Source organism: Enterobacter asburiae (assembly GCF_001521715.1).
GTDB classification, from domain to species: Bacteria; Pseudomonadota; Gammaproteobacteria; order Enterobacterales; family Enterobacteriaceae; genus Enterobacter; species Enterobacter asburiae.
Map to the genome: position 1 here is coordinate 2,327,822 of NZ_CP011863.1, position 16,143 is coordinate 2,343,964.

At 52.2% G+C, this 16,143-nt stretch carries 24 protein-coding genes; 14 read left to right on the forward strand and 10 right to left on the reverse strand.

Annotated features, from left to right (window positions below; translation table 11 throughout):
- Positions 1 to 261: 261 nt before the first annotated feature.
- Positions 262 to 1,242 (reverse strand): IS5-like element IS5 family transposase, encoded by a 981-nt coding sequence (locus ACJ69_RS11395; protein WP_000019402.1) that lies wholly within the window; start codon positions 1,240 to 1,242, stop codon positions 262 to 264.
- A gap of 125 nt (positions 1,243 to 1,367) precedes the next feature.
- Here ACJ69_RS11395 and ACJ69_RS11400 point away from each other — a divergent pair, with 125 nt between their 5' ends.
- Positions 1,368 to 1,847, forward strand: a complete 480-nt coding sequence (locus ACJ69_RS11400; RefSeq protein WP_048993919.1) for a hypothetical protein — start codon at positions 1,368 to 1,370, stop codon at positions 1,845 to 1,847.
- 122 nt (positions 1,848 to 1,969) lie between these two features.
- Here the strand turns inward: ACJ69_RS11400 and ACJ69_RS11405 are convergent, their stop codons facing one another.
- The 9 genes from ACJ69_RS11405 to ACJ69_RS11445 form a co-directional block, all read right to left on the reverse strand.
- Complete coding sequence (locus tag ACJ69_RS11405) at positions 1,970 to 2,662, reverse strand: bacteriophage antitermination protein Q (protein WP_048993917.1); 693 nt, start codon at positions 2,660 to 2,662, stop codon at positions 1,970 to 1,972.
- Positions 2,663 to 2,683: 21 nt separating this feature from the next.
- A complete protein-coding gene (locus tag ACJ69_RS11410; RefSeq protein WP_057072061.1) occupies positions 2,684 to 3,745 on the reverse strand; it encodes a DUF968 domain-containing protein in 1,062 nt (353 codons plus the stop codon).
- Entirely contained in the window at positions 3,742 to 4,434 is a 693-nt protein-coding gene (locus tag ACJ69_RS11415; protein ID WP_016247390.1) for a phage regulatory protein/antirepressor Ant, read from the reverse strand. The genes ACJ69_RS11410 and ACJ69_RS11415 overlap by 4 nt, the downstream gene beginning before the upstream one ends.
- Positions 4,435 to 4,448: 14 nt before the next feature.
- Positions 4,449 to 6,386: a DNA cytosine methyltransferase gene (locus ACJ69_RS11420; protein ID WP_054829656.1), complete on the reverse strand. Its 1,938-nt coding sequence runs from the start codon at positions 6,384 to 6,386 to the stop codon at positions 4,449 to 4,451.
- Entirely contained in the window at positions 6,379 to 7,725 is a 1,347-nt protein-coding gene (locus tag ACJ69_RS11425; RefSeq protein ID WP_071886569.1) for a phage N-6-adenine-methyltransferase, read from the reverse strand. Before ACJ69_RS11425 ends, ACJ69_RS11420 begins: the two co-directional genes overlap by 8 nt.
- A complete protein-coding gene (locus ACJ69_RS11430; RefSeq protein ID WP_020690688.1) occupies positions 7,722 to 8,585 on the reverse strand; it encodes a conserved phage C-terminal domain-containing protein in 864 nt (287 codons plus the stop codon). Before ACJ69_RS11430 ends, ACJ69_RS11425 begins: the two co-directional genes overlap by 4 nt.
- Positions 8,575 to 8,754, reverse strand: coding sequence for a DUF4222 domain-containing protein (locus tag ACJ69_RS11435; RefSeq protein ID WP_054829657.1), 180 nt, complete (start codon positions 8,752 to 8,754; stop codon positions 8,575 to 8,577). Before ACJ69_RS11435 ends, ACJ69_RS11430 begins: the two co-directional genes overlap by 11 nt.
- Before the next feature lie 172 nt (positions 8,755 to 8,926).
- Entirely contained in the window at positions 8,927 to 9,475 is a 549-nt protein-coding gene (locus ACJ69_RS11440; protein ID WP_023294083.1) for a YmfL family putative regulatory protein, read from the reverse strand.
- 22 nt (positions 9,476 to 9,497) lie between these two features.
- Positions 9,498 to 9,713, reverse strand: coding sequence for a Cro/CI family transcriptional regulator (locus ACJ69_RS11445; protein WP_020324431.1), 216 nt, complete (start codon positions 9,711 to 9,713; stop codon positions 9,498 to 9,500).
- Positions 9,714 to 9,812: 99 nt separating this feature from the next.
- Between ACJ69_RS11445 and ACJ69_RS11450 the strand changes: the two genes are divergently transcribed.
- The 13 genes from ACJ69_RS11450 (at position 9,813) to ACJ69_RS11510 (ending at position 16,143) form a co-directional block, all read left to right on the forward strand.
- On the forward strand, positions 9,813 to 10,439 hold the full coding sequence (locus tag ACJ69_RS11450) for a LexA family protein (RefSeq protein WP_001515607.1): 627 nt from the start codon (positions 9,813 to 9,815) through the stop codon (positions 10,437 to 10,439).
- An 804-nt stretch (positions 10,440 to 11,243) separates the two neighbouring features.
- The gene (locus tag ACJ69_RS11455) at positions 11,244 to 11,615 is read left to right on the forward strand and encodes a hypothetical protein (protein ID WP_016247397.1); all 372 of its coding nucleotides are present in this window, start codon (positions 11,244 to 11,246) and stop codon (positions 11,613 to 11,615) included.
- 53 nt (positions 11,616 to 11,668) lie between these two features.
- On the forward strand, positions 11,669 to 12,499 hold the full coding sequence (locus tag ACJ69_RS11460) for a YfdQ family protein (protein WP_054829658.1): 831 nt from the start codon (positions 11,669 to 11,671) through the stop codon (positions 12,497 to 12,499).
- Between the two features lie 135 nt (positions 12,500 to 12,634).
- Positions 12,635 to 13,174, forward strand: a complete 540-nt coding sequence (locus tag ACJ69_RS11465; RefSeq protein ID WP_059347071.1) for a hypothetical protein — start codon at positions 12,635 to 12,637, stop codon at positions 13,172 to 13,174.
- A complete protein-coding gene (locus ACJ69_RS11470) occupies positions 13,162 to 13,359 on the forward strand; it encodes a hypothetical protein (RefSeq protein ID WP_016247400.1) in 198 nt (65 codons plus the stop codon). Before ACJ69_RS11465 ends, ACJ69_RS11470 begins: the two co-directional genes overlap by 13 nt.
- Positions 13,356 to 13,796 (forward strand): hypothetical protein, encoded by a 441-nt coding sequence (locus tag ACJ69_RS11475; protein ID WP_059347072.1) that lies wholly within the window; start codon positions 13,356 to 13,358, stop codon positions 13,794 to 13,796. The genes ACJ69_RS11470 and ACJ69_RS11475 overlap by 4 nt, the downstream gene beginning before the upstream one ends.
- Positions 13,793 to 14,014: a TraR/DksA family transcriptional regulator gene (locus ACJ69_RS11480; protein WP_020690681.1), complete on the forward strand. Its 222-nt coding sequence runs from the start codon at positions 13,793 to 13,795 to the stop codon at positions 14,012 to 14,014. The genes ACJ69_RS11475 and ACJ69_RS11480 overlap by 4 nt, the downstream gene beginning before the upstream one ends.
- Positions 14,015 to 14,020: 6 nt before the next feature.
- Positions 14,021 to 14,233 carry a hypothetical protein gene (locus tag ACJ69_RS11485; protein ID WP_016247403.1) on the forward strand — a complete coding sequence of 71 codons (213 nt, stop codon included), beginning with the start codon at positions 14,021 to 14,023 and terminating at the stop codon, positions 14,231 to 14,233.
- Positions 14,230 to 14,574, forward strand: a complete 345-nt coding sequence (locus ACJ69_RS11490; protein WP_054829661.1) for a hypothetical protein — start codon at positions 14,230 to 14,232, stop codon at positions 14,572 to 14,574. Before ACJ69_RS11485 ends, ACJ69_RS11490 begins: the two co-directional genes overlap by 4 nt.
- Positions 14,575 to 14,581: 7 nt before the next feature.
- The gene (locus tag ACJ69_RS25745; RefSeq protein WP_232248735.1) at positions 14,582 to 15,115 is read left to right on the forward strand and encodes an ead/Ea22-like family protein; all 534 of its coding nucleotides are present in this window, start codon (positions 14,582 to 14,584) and stop codon (positions 15,113 to 15,115) included.
- Complete coding sequence (locus ACJ69_RS11500) at positions 15,115 to 15,336, forward strand: hypothetical protein (protein WP_054829663.1); 222 nt, start codon at positions 15,115 to 15,117, stop codon at positions 15,334 to 15,336. The genes ACJ69_RS25745 and ACJ69_RS11500 overlap by 1 nt, the downstream gene beginning before the upstream one ends.
- Positions 15,317 to 15,889, forward strand: coding sequence for a 3'-5' exonuclease (locus ACJ69_RS11505; protein ID WP_048029701.1), 573 nt, complete (start codon positions 15,317 to 15,319; stop codon positions 15,887 to 15,889). Before ACJ69_RS11500 ends, ACJ69_RS11505 begins: the two co-directional genes overlap by 20 nt.
- 44 nt (positions 15,890 to 15,933) lie before the next feature.
- Complete coding sequence (locus ACJ69_RS11510; protein ID WP_054829678.1) at positions 15,934 to 16,143, forward strand: hypothetical protein; 210 nt, start codon at positions 15,934 to 15,936, stop codon at positions 16,141 to 16,143.

Genomic DNA, 16,143 nt, shown 5'->3' on the forward strand with positions numbered 1-16,143 from the left:
GGCGTTTAATAAAACAGATCAGAATCACTGATAACTCTTACCACCAGCTTTTTTTCGTTTCCTTGCATATATCCTAATTTATTGATCGGCGTCTCTTACATCCGTATAGGTTTAGGGAAGGTGCGAATAAGCGGGGAAATTCTTCTCGGCTGACTCAGTCATTTCATTTCTTCATGTTTGAGCCGATTTTTTCTCCCGTAAATGCCTTGAATCAGCCTATTTAGACCGTTTCTTCGCCATTTAAGGTGTTATCCCCAGTTTTTAGTGAGATCTCTCCCACTGACGTATCATTTGGTCCGCCCGAAACAGGTTGGCCAGCGTGAATAACATCGCCAGTTGGTTATCGTTTTTCAGCAACCCCTTGTATCTGGCTTTCACGAAGCCGAACTGTCGCTTGATGATGCGAAATGGGTGCTCCACCTTGGCCCGGATGCTGGCTTTCATGTATTCGATGTTGATGGCCGTTTTGTTCTTGCGTGGATGCTGTTTCAAGGTTCTTACCTTGCCGGGGCGCTCGGCGATCAGCCAGTCCACATCCACCTCGGCCAGCTCCTCGCGCTGTGGCGCCCCTTGGTAGCCGGCATCGGCTGAGACAAATTGCTCCTCTCCATGCAGCAGATTACCCAGCTGATTGAGGTCATGCTCGTTGGCCGCGGTGGTGACTAGGCTGTGGGTCAGGCCACTCTTGGCATCGACACCAATGTGGGCCTTCATGCCAAAGTGCCACTGATTGCCTTTCTTGGTCTGATGCATCTCCGGATCGCGTTGCTGCTCTTTGTTCTTGGTCGAGCTGGGTGCCTCAATGATGGTGGCATCGACCAAGGTGCCTTGAGTCATCATGACGCCTGCTTCGGCCAGCCAGCGATTGATGGTCTTGAACAATTGGCGGGCCAGTTGATGCTGCTCCAGCAGGTGGCGGAAATTCATGATGGTGGTGCGGTCCGGCAAGGCGCTATCCAGGGATAACCGGGCAAACAGACGCATGGAGGCGATTTCGTACAGAGCATCTTCCATCGCGCCATCGCTCAGGTTGTACCAATGCTGCATGCAGTGAATGCGTAGCATGGTTTCCAGCGGATAAGGTCGCCGGCCATTACCAGCCTTGGGGTAAAACGGCTCGATGACTTCCACCATGTTTTGCCATGGCAGAATCTGCTCCATGCGGGACAAGAAAATCTCTTTTCTGGTCTGACGGCGCTTACTGCTGAATTCACTGTCGGCGAAGGTAAGTTGATGACTCATGATGAACCCTGTTCCATGGCTCCAGATGACAAACATGATCTCATATCAGGGACTTGTTCGCACCTTCCTTAGCGATAAATGTTAATTGCCAGTTATTGCTGGCTTAAACATTCAATGGAGGAAAAATGTTATCAGCTAAAGATGATGCGTACATTTTAAAATCAGACGGGGCAAAACTTGGTCCCTACAAAGCTAAGTTTGCTGGTGATACGGTCATTGTGAATGACCCAATGGCAGATATCGAAGATGGTGATACTGTCATGCGTATCTTGCCCAATGGAAAAGAAGAGCATAAAGAAATTCACAAAGCTAACTTCTATGACCATGGTATTGGTGGATTTGGCCCTCACTTTCAGCTTAAGGTCGGTCCTAAAAAAACAGTCCCTGCCTTTTCATCACAGCAAATCAATATTCATGGTGGTCATGTTCAGATCGGAAATCATAACCGCCAAGAGATTACCACTAGCATCGAGACCTTGAACAATCTCATCAATAGTTCCCAGGCTACTACCGAGCAAAAGGAAGAAGCAAAGGGGCTGCTGCGCAAGTTGGCCGAGCATCCACTTATTACGGCCATAGCCGGTGGCGCTATCGGTCTTTTTTAAAAATACAAAAACCCGCTCAGTGGCGGGTTTATATACTTTTGGCAAGATATCAAATTAGCTTCAAATATCGCTTATTTTGTTGCATTTTGCAAGCCTAATTGAGGGAGTTAGTGAAAGTTACCTCACATTTCCGCCACTTTCAGTTCTTGGTACTCTTCGTACCGTGACAAAATTTCGCTTAGTGCCTGGCTATCCATATCAGTAAACGACGCTTTGAAAGCCGCCCAGTGGCCTGAATACACTCTGAGCCAGGTGGAACGCTCAACGCTGACCATGCGCGCCAGAGCTGCACCAGCATACTCCTGATAGGTATCGTTATTACGCGAGGCAGCAACTTCTTGCGCCGCCAGCCAGACAAGCCCTACCAGTTTTTTAGTGACACGGTCCTGGATTTTTTTGCCGCTATGCTGACGCTGAAACTCTTCCCATACGTGCTGGCACATTAACCTCTGGTACCGGAAAGCAAGGTCATGCCCATAGCAGTACCGCACCCATGCCTGCAAATGCTCCCCAAGACCATTGACCGAACGACGCCATGCTGAACAAGCGAACTCCGCATCCTTAATAGGCGGTAAAGGTCGGCGACGGCTCCTTGTCTCAAGAACATAAAGCGGAGTAGCCAGAGTTTTTACAACCTTCGATCCACAACCTTCCCCACCCTCCATGACGATTTCAGGATGGTGCCGAGGGTATTTATTCTTATCTGCTGGTGGATGCTCACTGAACGCCTGCAGCTGTCCTTTTGTCGATCCTGATAAATCCGCCAGCGCGCGGCGCAGTTCAATCCGCGTATATTCCAGTTCTTGTAAATTCATTATGCTTAGCGCTCCATACAATTACGCTTTTGTTATTACGCCGATCGCCAGTGCTCGATTCATAAACCGGAATAGCAGCTCCAGCTGGGTACCGTGTTTTTTCTCGAACGCTGCAACATCAGCATGTAATTTGTCGTGACACTCTCTGCACAGAGGGATCACAAACAAATCGTGGGCTTTAGTGGCGGTACCGCCCATGCCGTGACCAATGACATGGTGTGGATCATCCGCTGGCCGCCGGCAACCTTCGCAGGGCTGGGTTTTAACCCACCGGGTATAGTCCTCATTCACCCACCTTCGGTGTTTTGGGCGCAACATGAATGATTCAGGGGATTCAGGATCCGCATGCAGAGCCAGAACCTTTGGCTGTTCATAGGCTACTTCCTGATTTGCTCCATGCTTTAATTTCGCAGCCGTGACCGCAGGGGTGACCTTCTTCTGCAAAATGCTTTTTGCCGGGGGCATCGGCACAATGTCACTTTCTCTATATACGGATAAAAACGGCTCATCCGGTAATCGAAGCGCAAGCTGGGCCATCCTTTCCGTGATTGCATCAGCAATGCCTGAATAAACGGCCCACCAGCACAATTCACCGAGGGATAATTCACGCTCGTTGTTATAGCCAAGCGATGACAGGATGGAGCTGATCAGCCAATTAATAAGATTACGCCGGGCCAGTTCTGCCAGCGCCGCGGTGGTTTGCTCGCGCAGCTGGTTATCGCAATGCCAACAGAGCAACATTGATCCGGGGGGATGTCGCATCGTTACCAGTTCATGATGGTGATAATCAGTGTGCGGGTACTGGCATTCCTTCACGTTACGCTCTAACCAGGATTCCAACGCGGTCAAACCGCCTGCTGCACGGATTACTCTCTCGTCGGTGAAGAATTCCTCGAGGGACTTATCTTCTGCCAGCGGCTGCCTGGCATCAGGGACGAGGCCCGACGGAAGCCCAGCCATGCTTTTTGGCTGAGGCTCCACCAGCACACGCCCCTGTTGAAACAGAGACATCAGTTCGCTGCCCGGCTTTAACAACACCAGCCCAAGGCGCGGAACAGTCTCGGCTGTAAACAGTCCTCTCACGCGGCATGCCCCTTAGCGATGTGTGCCGTCCAAAGGCCGCCGATCCACTCTATGCCTTTGGGTGTAAAACGTGCCTGGCTAAAGGCGTAGTTTGTTTCGCTCGTGGTGCCAGTTTTCACTTCAAACCGCCCGGCAGCAATGTGCTGGTGCCGCGGTGTCAGCACTCCACTGAGCCGGTACAAAATGCCGCTCTCAATGAGGAACAAGCGGAAATCGGTCTCTTTGGCCTGCAACAGCTTTGCCACCTGGCGGAAAGACATTGAGCCTTTAGCAGTACAATACCGATCGACAAACTCAACTTTCGGCGCGGCAGCGGCTAACTGCTGGGCCAGCTGTTCTTTCTGCTCGGCCAGATCCGCGGCGAGACGTAATGCCTCCGGCAATGTTTGCGGGACACTTACGGCCTGGCTGTTCTCCAGCTCTTGCCAGCGATCGACAACAGCGGCGGTAAATTCTGGCGACAGCCTGGCGACAATCACCAGAGAATCACGTTTGTTGAACCAATACTCCTCGTAGGTTTGCCCGTTTTGCGGGTGTGTGTAGGGGGTGTGCGCCAACGGCGCGGTTAAAATACCAGCAGATGCAAGGCGCTCAGCTGAGCGCTTCACATCACCATGTTTGCTCTGCACCAGCCTGGCAATTTCACGGCTGGACATTGTCACAACACCCTTTGCGGTTAACTGATTCATGCTATTTCTCCATATCAGGCGGCTGCACCCGCCTTTTGATTTGCACATAATTCAGGAAGATTTGCTTCTACCAGCGCACGAGCGAACGGCGGCGGTACTGCGTTACCGCAGCGCGCTACCTGCTTGTCTTTGGCGTAACGATTGCCGCGATAGTCCTGATCGATAACGTAGCCGTCAGGGAAGCCCTGCGCCTTATAAAGCTCATGCGGTTGCAGCATGCGCATTCCGATATCGACGATCTGGTACTTAACCCCCTCGATCGTCACCAGCCATTCATCCTCGCTATCACCGCAGTAGGTTTCGAGGAATGTCCGGACCTCGCCAACGTGCTGGCCACCAGCGGTAATCGTCGGCATAGGTGTATCCATGGTCTGACCGTCGCGGCAGGTTCCGCGCAGCTTCACCAGGTGCGACGCAACTACCGCGTGATGATCAACAGTTGTGACTGAGTGGGCAGGCTCATCCATACCAACACCCGGCCCCGTGTAATTCCCACCATAGTGCTTCGCCAGGAACGCGCTCACCGTTGCAAACTTATTACCACCAGCAGTGACCGTGCCGAGCGGGTTATTCAGTTGAAGAACACGCGGTTCTTGCCCTGGTCGTTCGCCGTACCCCATCTGGATCAGTGTTGGAGTTACCAGCTGCGACTTACCGCCACCACCTGCAGTAATCGTCGCGCTCGGTTCGTCAGCCCTGTGTCCAACACTGGCGCCAAACTGGCGGGCGATGACCGGCGCAACCACGCACGCGCGGGACTGCTTGAGGATTGTATGAGCGGGTTTATCCAACGGGCGCGGCTTTGCCTGGTACTCACTGCCGCCATTGCCAGCCAGGAACGGTGTCAGGGCAGCCTCAACTACGCCAAGCGCATGCCCATTCCCGCCCGGGCGTGCCGAGGTACCAGCGGTGACAGTTGGAACCGGCTCGGTCACTGGCTGCCCGGTGGCCCCGGTGCGGAATTTAGTCAGGTGCGGTACCGCCAGCGCATAGCCGTGGGTTTTCGTGATGGTCTGTAAAGGAGCCTCAAGCTCCTGCCCACGGAAACAATCATATTTGCCGTGTGAGGTGGTGTGGTTGCACTTAACGATAAACGGCGAAGCATTCTCGATAACGAAACGCTGGATGCCGCGGGCTATACGTTTGAGCGTATTTTCCGCCAGCGGCTTTTTGCGGTCGAAGATGGACCGGGCCGGGATATTCCAGTCAATGCACTCCGCCGCGGTACGCCATGGCGCCAGCTTGCCGCTTTGTACTTCCAGTGATTTTGGATCCCCATGAGTCGCTTCAGGCCAATGAATCTTGCGGCCGTCACAGCGCATGACCATGAAGAAACGCTTTCTGATCGTCGGCGCGCCGTAGTCACAAGCGCGCAGCTCACGATAATCGACCTCATAGCCAAGCCCGGCGATCAGCTGTTGCGCCTGCTGGCCGTGCGGCTCAATGGCAAGAAATTCACAAACCTCAGCCAGTGCTGGGTGATTCGCCGCGATACCAGTCGACAGCATGCCGACAAATGCCTCGAATGTTTCACCTGCACGCTCAGGATCCGGGCGTAATTCTTCATCCAGCAGCGGTCCCCATGTCTTAAATTCTTCGACGTTCTCCAGCATCATGACGCGGGGACGTACTGCCAGCGCCCAGCGCAGGACAATCCACGCCAGCCCGCGAATCTCTTTCTTAACCGGCTTAGCGCCCTTCGCTTTGGAAAAGTGGCGGCAGTCAGGGCTAAACCAGGCCAGACCGACAGGTTTACCGCTGGTGGCTGCGCTTGGGTCAACGTCAAACACCGACTCGCAATAATGCAGCGTGTCCGGGTGATTCGTCTTATGCATCGCAATAGCGTTTTCATCGTGGTTGATAGCGATATCCACGCTACGCCCGATCGCCAGTTCAATGCCGGTACTCGCCCCGCCACCACCAGCAAAGTTATCAACGATAATTTCACGCATTGACGGCCCCCTGCATGCTGTTGAAGAGACCACCAGCGGTCGTGATAATTTCACTCGTCGGCATACGTTCGAGCCACAGCTGGTTGATATTGGCTTTCAGCTTGTTCTGTTGTGAAACAGGTAGAGCGTCAGCCCCTTCAATCTGGTTAAACACCAGTCCGACCTCAAGAGGCCAAACGCGCGATTCGTTTAACGCCTTGTTCTTTGATTCCTGCGTCTCACGGACATGGGCGCGGATCCCCCGAATATTTGACCATTTGGCTTTATCCAGGCTTTCCATGGTCGCGATAAATTCACTGTGGTTGATGCCGTATTCTTTCGCAGATTCAACGGCAACCGTGCGAAGCCGCTCTGACATGTCTTGTTTCACGTCATCGCTATCAAAGGGCAATGTTTCCAGCCATGCATTAACACCCACCAGGATGCTCTCGCTGATCAGCTTTTTCGCTCTGTCGATCGTCAGCGGTGAAACATTGGTAAATTCAGGGTTTTCCAGAGAGTCGGCAGCCCAGGTATGACCAAACTTTGACTCGCTGAAGGTGTACTCATCTTTCTCGCCGAACGCCGCGACAACACAGGCCCAAGCCTCTACACCACTGGTTTCCAGAATGGCTTTTTGGGTTAAGGGCAGTTCTGCCTCTGATTTCTCCGGCACTGCCTCAGTGTCCAGCTCCGGCGCCGCATCAGTTTGCGTTCTTCCCACTGCAAACTGGGCCAGCGACATCGAAGCACGGCCTTTGGCCTCCAGGTCGGTGCGGTTGATGTAACTGAAACGTTCACCCCGCCATGTTTTGTCGAAGACCACGATAGCGCCAGCAAAAAATGCGCTGGTGGGCTGCTGCTTTTCGTCTTTCGGCACGAACCATGTAGGAAGATCGAAACCAATTCGGCCACGGATGAATGTGACGTGATCTGCCTCTTCCGGCCACCACGTTTCACTCGTTGCAGACTTAATGAGAAAAACGTACCGACCACCCTTTTCTCGCATTGCCATAGCGTGGTTAATGATGTGGGTCATTCCGGTGACGGCCTGCTTGTCGTGGTACTGAGAGCGGCTGTAAGGCGGGTTGCCAAACCCGGCACCGCCAAGTTCTGCCAGACGCTCTGACCAATCCTGTGTCAGGGCATTATCTTCAGCCGTGTACCATGCTGGGCACTTCGCGTTGCTGTCGTCGGCAAAAAGGTCCAACACCAGAGGGCCGAACATCGCATTGATCCCCCAGAACAACAGATCCGGAGTGCGCCATTGATCGCCGACCTCTTTCAACTCGTGGGTTGGTTTAGAGCGCAGTTGAGCCAGCGCGCGGCAATATTTGTTATCAGCATTCATGCTCATCATTTCGCTCCCCTGAAGCCAGCTGGAATGGCTTTATCTGGTCCACCAAATTTCATCGGATCATGCTTACGGATTGAGCCCCAGTACTGTCGTTCTGGACGTCCTGCTGCGTTCCACTTATTTGCGGATTGCAGGTAACCAGGGAATTTTGATGGCAGAAACAGCGTTGTAGGGCGCAGATATTCGGCCATTTTCAGATCCTCGCCCCACTTCTCGACGCTGTAATCCACCACCAACAGCAGCTCATCGGGCGTAAACCCATCAGCCAGGCGAGCCCGGATGTTTTCCAAGGATGATTTGCAGACCTGATACCGTGATCCGGTGGTCTTGTTCAGATGTGATAAAACCTGCTTCGCCTGATCGGTGATAACCACCACAGGGTCGGGTTGCGCAGCAACCGGACAAGAATGTTTTTTATCTGATGGATCAGTAGTTGTATTTACTGACGGATCCCCCCCAGATTCTGACGGGTGAAAACCGCCTTTCTCATCGTTTTTTGATGCCTCAGATTTTGATGCGTCGGTTTTTGAGGCATCAGATTTTGATGCGTCAGAATCTGACAGGTGAGAAAAGGCAGCAGCCTGCAATTTCGCAACATTGAGCTGGTAAACGTTCGATGCATTTCGGTTGCCTTTACGGCGCTGCTGGCGGGTTAACCAACCATCTTTTTCCAGCTGAGATATGGCTGTGCGAACCGTGCTCTCACCTGCACCAATCTGGCGCGCGATGGTAGCGATGGAAGGCCAGCTAACCCCTTCATCACTGCTGAAGTCTGCCAGACGCGCCATGATGGCAACGCTGGATAGCTTCATACCAGAAGCGGCACAAGCATCCCAAACGTAACCCGTTAATTTAGTGCTCATGGTCGTCCTTTAACTCTGTAAACTTGCGCTTGAATTGTTCGAGCGGGCTGAAACATTCGTGGATATAACCATCCCGCAGGTAGATAACTCGTTGAGTCTCTGGCTCCCACCGGATAACCCGAACGGGGATCCCTCTGTGGTCTTTGAACCTTCGGTTAACTTCGCGCATAAGCGTTTCGCCTTCCTGTAGTAAACCCCCACAATTGCGACCGCCCGACTGTGGTTACATGGCACCCAGCGGTTTGCTATTCTGCGTTCATACCGAAACAACGGAGCGCCCGGTACCGGGATCATCCTCAGTTGCGGTAAACGGTTAAAAGCCGTTAAACTGGTCATGCGGATTACTTCTCCATACAAGATTTGTCTGCCACGACGCCCGGAGCTGCACACTCGCGGGCGTCACTCTTTTCCGGCGCACAAAACACACGGAAAAGCAGCGTCAAATGTTCCTGCCACTTAGCCATCACCTGATAGCTGTTCTCTTCGATCTGGGCGCGTTCCTGAGCATCAATAACGCCGTCAGCGGTAGCTTTACGAACGTATTGTGAATGCCTGCCGATCCACTCAACTGACTCCATGAGACGCTGGTTGATATCGCCGTTCTCAATCTCTTCAACATCAGCCAATGGCACAAAAACACCGTTCGAGTGACGTGCAATAGCGTTCGCTATGTGGTTTGAACCACCAGCACGTTGAAGCACCATCGCCCAACCGAGCGGGAAGATCTGATCGCCATCGGTACGCAGCCGGTTAAACAGCGCGTTCTCGGTCACACCCAACCACTCAGCAGCTTCTGAATATCCGCCAGGAAGCTCGGTGATCGTTTTTTTGATTGCGGCCACCAGCCAGGCTGGCTGCTTATCTACTTTCCATTCAGGTTCTATACCCACGGCTAGGTCCTCCCTTCTGTGGTTATTTCTGATCGTTAGGCGTTGTATTCTTGCCATAACGTTCTGGGTTGAATTCCAGTTCACCAGCAGTTCGATACGCAGCTTCAGCAGCTCGTCCTTTAGGGATTAAGCGTCCGGGGCGATTACGCCACTGGTAAACGGCCTCACTGGTGATGCCAAAAAATTCGGCAACTTTCTCAGTGCTGCCGAAATGTTGTTCAATCTCGTCGGTTGTCATGAAGCCTCCTTAGCTAAGTTTGGTTAGATATTAATAACCAATCTAACTTTGGTCAATAAAAACTAAGATTACTTAGTCTTTTTTAAATTTGGTGCTTTCATGGAAACGGTTGGTCAGCGCATTAAAGCCCTACGCAGGGTTACAAAAACCTCTCAAAAAGAACTGGGTAAGTTCTGCGGGGTTAGTGACGTAGCGGTGGGTTATTGGGAAAAGGATGTGAATATCCCAAACGGAGAATCGCTGGTTAAGCTGGCTAAATTCTTCAATACATCAATAGATTACATTCTTTACGGCACTGAATTTGAAGGTACCCTCATAACTAAAATGAGGCGTGTGCCCGTGATTTCCTGGGTTCAAGCTGGGCAGTTTACGGAATGTAAGGCCGCTGATTTATTCAGTGATGTTGATAAATGGGTTGAAACATCACTACGCATTGGGGATAGCTCGTTCGCTTTAGAGGTCAAAGGGGATTCAATGACCAATCCAAATGGCCTCCCAACAATCCCTGAAGGGGCAACCGTTATTGTTGATCCAGATGCCGAACCCCTTCATGGCAAGATTGTTGTTGCGCGTATTGATGGCACTAACGAAGCGACTGTTAAAAAACTGGTCATTGATGGCCCACAAAAATTTTTAGTCCCACTAAATCCTCGCTACCCCAACATACCGATCAATGGTAACTGCCTCATTATTGGCGTAGTTAAAGGCGTTCAGTACGAACTCTAATCCCTTCCCGCTCTTCCTCTAAGCATCAAGCTAAGTTTAGTTTGATGTTTTCACTTGACCAATAAACTAAGTTAAGTTAGATTTTTTTCTGTCGACACCAAACCACCGCGCCTGATGTGGTTAAAAGCAGGCCAAAGCAATAAGACGTGATCCCTGTTCTGGCTGCTCACTTTCCCCTTGAGGGTGACAGCCAGCTTTTTAAGGGCACAACAGGCGAGAGCATTGCTGATTATCGGACTGCGTGAGACGCGACGCGGTAAAGCAGGTAAACAGTGCTCTCACCGTTGTGGTGAATGCACAGGCTGATGTGCAGCGGACTATTAACCCGCGCGGGGCAATGGCAAAACCATCCCGAAAGTTGGAGATCAGCACCGACCAGCACAACACAACATGAAAGCGCATTCCTCTTTTCCTGATGGGGATCGGTTTGTTACCTGGTGGAGTGCGCTTCCAGTTGTGGTAATGCGGCTCTGCGCACGTGACGAGGCCAACAAGTTTTTATTTCAACTATTGAAATGAATACGTTTCTTGAGGTGTAGCGTCGCCGGTTCTGGCCGGGCCGGCAGGTGGAGGCACCACCGCCACAACAAAATCATTGCTGTGTGTAGTCTTTGCCCATCACATCGGTGGGCACCTTTTTTACACAAGAGACAAGGGCATCACCGGGCGACGGGCTCATTCCCCAATCCACCCGGGCGCTATGGAAATGGACCTCCTACCCATAGCCAAAGCGCAGGTGCCCTTTTCTGTTGTGTATGGAGAAGTTCCACTGGCGGTGGCAGCCGCCTCACAGAGGGTTAAACCATGAGTAATGACCGCATGACTGTAGTGCCCGATTTCCTGGGCGAACTGGATGCCGGCGTGTTCATGAACAAGATCGCGGCAGCTTTAAACACTACCGCGCTTGGCGTTCTGAACAACGGTACCAAAGGCAAAGTAGTCCTCACCTTTGATATTGAGCGTATGGGTAACTCCGTCGAAGAGAAGCGCGTCAAGATCAAGCACAAGCTGAACTACGTCACCCCAACCCCGCGCGGTAAAGCCTCCGAAGAAGACACCACCGAAACACCAATGTGGGTTAACAAAGGCGGCAAGCTGACCATCCTGCAGGAAGATCAGGGGCAGCTGTTCGGGATCAACGGCGGCGTTGACGGAAAGCTTAAAGCGGCACAGTGATCCGCAGCAGACAAATCACTGACATCCCTATGACCACATATTAAGGAAATTTTATGTCCCAGATTTTAGACGGCAATGCCCTGCAGCAGGTGAAAGACCTGGTTCTTTCCGGTTACCACCTGGATGCAGCAAAAGTTACGGCATGCCCGACAGCCCTGCTTCCTGAAGGGATTCACGTAGAAAGCCTCGAGCGTTTCGAGTTTGAGCGTTTTCGCTTCCGTGGCGCCATGACCACAACCAGTATTCCTGACTTTGTGCGTTATGCAGCTGGCTATGCCAACGAAGCTGAACCAGCGCGATGCTTTATCGATGCTGACAACATGACCGCACGCTCCGTGTTCAATATCGGTACGCTGGCTAACCCTGGCCATGCTGATAACGTCGCCTCAATCACACTCAAAAAAACAGCACCATTCCGAGCCCTGCTTCAGGTGAACGGTGATCGTCTGGGCCAGAAAGAAATTGCTGAATGGCTGGAGGACTGGGCCGACTTCCTGAGCGCATTTGATGCCGAGGGGAATGTGTTGTCCATCGCGCAGGCAGCTGGTGCTGTTCGCCGCGTCAACATTAAACAAGTCTCAGAATCAGCTCATGAAGACGAAGATTTTGGCGGCAAAAAGTCCCTGATGCAGAGCGTTGAAGCCAGCAGTAAAGATGTCATGCCAGTGGCCTTTGAGTTCAAATGCGTGCCATATGAAGGCCTGGGCGAACGCCGCTTTAGCCTTCGTAACAGCCTGCTTAAAAGCGGGGAACCGGTGTTTGTACTTCGCATCGTTCAACTGGAAGCCCAGGAAGAAGCTATCGCCAACGAGTTCCGTGACCTGCTGATCGAGAAGTTCACCGACAAGGCGGTTGAAACCTTTATCGGTAACTTTAAAGCGTAATTTCTCTGCATTAAATCCCCGGCGCCGCGGGGATTTATTGAAGCGTAATTCCCTTTATTAATCGCCAATGGCGAGGGATTCGTACAACCAAAAACTGGCGCAGGTGCAGCTGCCAAATATGGAGAAGAAAATACGATGAGTTATATCCAGACACTTTCAGGTAAGAAATTCGATTACCTCAATTCAACCACTGACGACGTAGAGATCGAGGATATTGCGACCGCACTTTCCCACATCTGCCGCTTCAGTGGTCATCTGCCGGAATTTTACAGCGTGGCCCAGCACTCGGTACTGTGCAGCCAAATTGTGCCGCCAGAGTTTGCCTTTGAAGCTCTGATGCATGACGCAGCTGAAGCCTATTGCCAGGACATCCCTGCCCCCCTGAAAGCATTGCTTCCAGATTACCGTCGCATTGAAGAGCGGGTAGAACAGCTGATCCGGGCCAAATTCAGCATCATCCCTGATATGTCAGCGTTAGTGAAATACGCCGATCTGGTGATGCTTGCCACGGAACGCCGCGATCTGGATATCGACGACGGCTCACTCTGGCCTTGCCTCGAAGGTATTCCGGCCAGCGACATTATCCAGATCGTTCCTCTTCGCCCAGGCCAGGCATATGGCTTGTTCATTAACCGTTTCAATGAGCTTACGGAATCACGCGCATGCCTCGCATGAAGATAAAAGAACTGGTAGCCGCAGCCCATGCTGCGGCGGGGAAACTGCCACCAGCAGAAGCCTCTCTGATGCGTGAGGTAGCCACTCGCCTGGACGTTACATTTGCCGCCTTGACGGAATCGATGGACCAGCGAATGAGCCTTGACGCCGAAATTAACCATCTTCGTCAGGAGTCCGTCCAATGACCACCAACAAATATGCGACTCTGCGCGGCACAATCGCCAGAGCCAAACGCCACGACTGCCAGAAGGTAGTGATGCGCGTGACGTTAGCTGAAGAGGTCCTCGATCAGCTGTCAAATGCTGAAAAGCAGATAGCGGCGCTGGCTTCAGAGAATGCGGGGCTGAAAAAGTACATCTGCGATGAGTGCTACGTCGAGAACATCAAAACTGGTGCAAAAAAATGCGCCGGGCTTGGTATGCCTGATACCCCAGCAACCGACGCTTTCCTAGATGAAATGCGTGCCGACGCTATCAAATCCGCCCTCAACGCTTGTTCGGAGTGCCTCGATAGAGACTGCATCATGGATTCGAACGGCATCAGTTATGAAGATTCTGCACTCCGTGAAGCGGGTGCTATGGCACTGCATGATGCGTTACTTCGCCAGGAGCGTGCCGTATGAGTTCAGACATCATCGATCAGGCAAACGAGCTGGTAGAGCACCGCCTGCAGCTGGCCATACAAAAACACCGTATTGATCAGAATGCAGTCTCTGCAGAGCACTGTTCTGAATGCGGAGAGGACATTCCTGAGGCGCGCCGGGTTGCAATGCCTGGCTGCAAAACGTGCGCCAGTTGCCAGGAAGTTTTAGAGCTCATGATTAAGCAGCGTAAGGGGTAATCGACAATGGCGATAAACCAGAAAATAAAAACCCATACCGGAACCATCATCACCAAAGATGGCGAGAAAACCGTGCAGTTGCGCGAGACTCCAACGACCTGGTGTGTTGGCCGCACTGAAACCTACCGGAAAGAAGATGGCCGCCGCAGCGGTGCACCGCTGACATCACGCCGTTTGATTCTGAGCAGCATTAAGCCGATCGAAGGTGGTGCAGCATGAGCAAATCACTAAATGCACGCTGTATTCGCCGCTGGAAAGTTGAGTTTAAAGGCCGTTGCGATTCTAAGGTGAGCCCGTGGTGGCGAAAACGCGATCTGCGCGGTTATATCCGCGAGTGCGCGCTGACAACAGCTGACTGTATGGTTGAGAGCCGGGCTGAAGATAATGCCAGGATTGCTTTTTACGGTTACACACATGGCTGGTCGCCTGAATTCTCCTCCTGGTACGATGAACGCCGGGAGGCATTCCAGAAAGAAGCTCGCCGTCATCTTAATGAGACCGCCACCAATGACGAAATCGACGAAGAAATTCAGAACGAGCTGGAGGCCTGGAATGACTAACAGCCCAATGAGTAACATCGACAAACAGGCGCTGCGTGAAGCGGCAGCGACCGCAAAAATCGCTGGAGAAGCACCGATTATGCCGTTCGACCAGCGAATCACTGCGCTGAACGACTTTATGAAGCATTGCACTCCCGACACCGTGCTGGCGTTGCTGGAAGCCGCAGAGAAGCAGATAGTGCCAGAAGAAATGCCAAAAGGTCTGGCTGGTCAGATTGTCAGTCTGCTGGCGCATAACATCGGGGATAAATTTTTGGCACAGAAAATCTGGAACGCCTGCCGCACCGCCATACATCAAAGTGCCGAAAACACCGAGTCGCGCTGCACCATGCAGCCCGCGTCAGCATTGGATTCTTTGCCCCAAAATGCCGATTCGCGCTGCAGCAACTCTCCGGTGTTTCCGGATGGTTGGGTAATAGTGCCTGTCGAGCCGACAGAGGAAATGCTTGCAGAACTCTGCCTAGTTAAAGGTTGGACGGCCCGAGCGCTTAATGCCCGGTACCAAGCAATGCTCGCCGCAGCCCCCAAGCCGGAGGCCTGATGCCCAGTAAACTCAAACAGCGGCGCCTGCGCCGCCTTAAGGCCGACCTGGCCTGGTGGCGAGACGAGGCAGAGGATTGCCGCTCCCGCCTGCTGGAGCTGGCAGGGGAAATCGATAGAGTACGAGCACAGATCGTCAGAGTACCAATGCCGGTGGTTGTCCCCTCGGCTTTAATCGCAGAATTAGCAATGGAGAAAGCAGTTGAACGACTTAATGATTGACCTCGAATCAATGGGTAAAAAGCCAAACGCGCCGATCGTCTCAATTGGTGCCGTCTTTTTTAACCCTCATACAGGTGAGCTTGGCCAAGAATTTTATACGGCCGTCTCGCTTGAAAGCGCAATGGATCAAGGGGCGGTACCGGATGGAGAAACGATTCTTTGGTGGCTAAAACAAAGCCCTGAAGCGCGCTCAGCTATTTGCGTTGATGATGCGATGCCTATCACTGATGCACTGTCGGAACTTAGCCATTTCATTCACCGGCATGCATATAATCTCAAATACATGAAGGTCTGGGGTAACGGGGCCACCTTTGACAATGTGATTCTGCGCGGAGCTTACGAACGCGCCGGACGAATTTGCCCGTGGGAATTTTGGAACGATCATGATGTACGCACGATTGTTACCCTCGGTCGCAGTGTTGGTTTCGATCCGAAGCGTGACATGCCTTTCATTGGCGATGTTCACAACGCCCTGGCTGATGCGCGCCATCAGGCAAAATATGTGTCAGCAATTTGGCAGAAACTTATCCCTGCCACCAGCACCAACGAGTAAACCACTCAGCCCGGGTGCAGCCGGGCTTTATGGAGAAGGAAACCATGGCAAAGCTAATGAAAGCGAGTCTCTGGAGTAAGCGCGAATTTACCAAAGACTCCATTCCTGACAACCGTACAATTAAACGTTGGGTCGAAAACGGATTACTCATGGGAAGGATTGTAGATGGTTCAGTTTTTGTCTATGAAACCGAAAAGTGGGGAATTGACTCAATTGTTAATCAGGCGGTACGTCAGTTAATAATTGAGGGTTGA

What these genes read in the sequence shown, in the direction of transcription:
- ACJ69_RS11430 (WP_020690688.1), bottom strand. Translation starts at nt 8,585, where the DNA reads ATGAGCACTAAATTAACGGGTTACGTTTGGGATGCTTGTGCCGCTTCT.
- ACJ69_RS11475 (WP_059347072.1), top strand. Translation starts at nt 13,356, where the DNA reads ATGACCACCAACAAATATGCGACTCTGCGCGGCACAATCGCCAGAGCC.
- ACJ69_RS11485 (WP_016247403.1), top strand. Translation starts at nt 14,021, where the DNA reads ATGGCGATAAACCAGAAAATAAAAACCCATACCGGAACCATCATCACC.
- ACJ69_RS11415 (WP_016247390.1), bottom strand. Translation starts at nt 4,434, where the DNA reads ATGAATCAGTTAACCGCAAAGGGTGTTGTGACAATGTCCAGCCGTGAA.
- ACJ69_RS11405 (WP_048993917.1), bottom strand. Translation starts at nt 2,662, where the DNA reads ATGAATTTACAAGAACTGGAATATACGCGGATTGAACTGCGCCGCGCG.
- ACJ69_RS11400 (WP_048993919.1), top strand. Translation starts at nt 1,368, where the DNA reads ATGTTATCAGCTAAAGATGATGCGTACATTTTAAAATCAGACGGGGCA.
- ACJ69_RS11460 (WP_054829658.1), top strand. Translation starts at nt 11,669, where the DNA reads ATGTCCCAGATTTTAGACGGCAATGCCCTGCAGCAGGTGAAAGACCTG.
- ACJ69_RS11455 (WP_016247397.1), top strand. Translation starts at nt 11,244, where the DNA reads ATGAGTAATGACCGCATGACTGTAGTGCCCGATTTCCTGGGCGAACTG.
- ACJ69_RS11500 (WP_054829663.1), top strand. Translation starts at nt 15,115, where the DNA reads ATGCCCAGTAAACTCAAACAGCGGCGCCTGCGCCGCCTTAAGGCCGAC.
- ACJ69_RS11445 (WP_020324431.1), bottom strand. Translation starts at nt 9,713, where the DNA reads ATGACAACCGACGAGATTGAACAACATTTCGGCAGCACTGAGAAAGTT.
- ACJ69_RS11395 (WP_000019402.1), bottom strand. Translation starts at nt 1,242, where the DNA reads ATGAGTCATCAACTTACCTTCGCCGACAGTGAATTCAGCAGTAAGCGC.
- ACJ69_RS11470 (WP_016247400.1), top strand. Translation starts at nt 13,162, where the DNA reads ATGCCTCGCATGAAGATAAAAGAACTGGTAGCCGCAGCCCATGCTGCG.
- ACJ69_RS11490 (WP_054829661.1), top strand. Translation starts at nt 14,230, where the DNA reads ATGAGCAAATCACTAAATGCACGCTGTATTCGCCGCTGGAAAGTTGAG.
- ACJ69_RS11425 (WP_071886569.1), bottom strand. Translation starts at nt 7,725, where the DNA reads ATGATGAGCATGAATGCTGATAACAAATATTGCCGCGCGCTGGCTCAA.
- ACJ69_RS25745 (WP_232248735.1), top strand. Translation starts at nt 14,582, where the DNA reads ATGAGTAACATCGACAAACAGGCGCTGCGTGAAGCGGCAGCGACCGCA.
- ACJ69_RS11465 (WP_059347071.1), top strand. Translation starts at nt 12,635, where the DNA reads ATGAGTTATATCCAGACACTTTCAGGTAAGAAATTCGATTACCTCAAT.
- ACJ69_RS11420 (WP_054829656.1), bottom strand. Translation starts at nt 6,386, where the DNA reads ATGCGTGAAATTATCGTTGATAACTTTGCTGGTGGTGGCGGGGCGAGT.
- ACJ69_RS11480 (WP_020690681.1), top strand. Translation starts at nt 13,793, where the DNA reads ATGAGTTCAGACATCATCGATCAGGCAAACGAGCTGGTAGAGCACCGC.
- ACJ69_RS11435 (WP_054829657.1), bottom strand. Translation starts at nt 8,754, where the DNA reads ATGCGCGAAGTTAACCGAAGGTTCAAAGACCACAGAGGGATCCCCGTT.
- ACJ69_RS11450 (WP_001515607.1), top strand. Translation starts at nt 9,813, where the DNA reads ATGGAAACGGTTGGTCAGCGCATTAAAGCCCTACGCAGGGTTACAAAA.
- ACJ69_RS11510 (WP_054829678.1), top strand. Translation starts at nt 15,934, where the DNA reads ATGGCAAAGCTAATGAAAGCGAGTCTCTGGAGTAAGCGCGAATTTACC.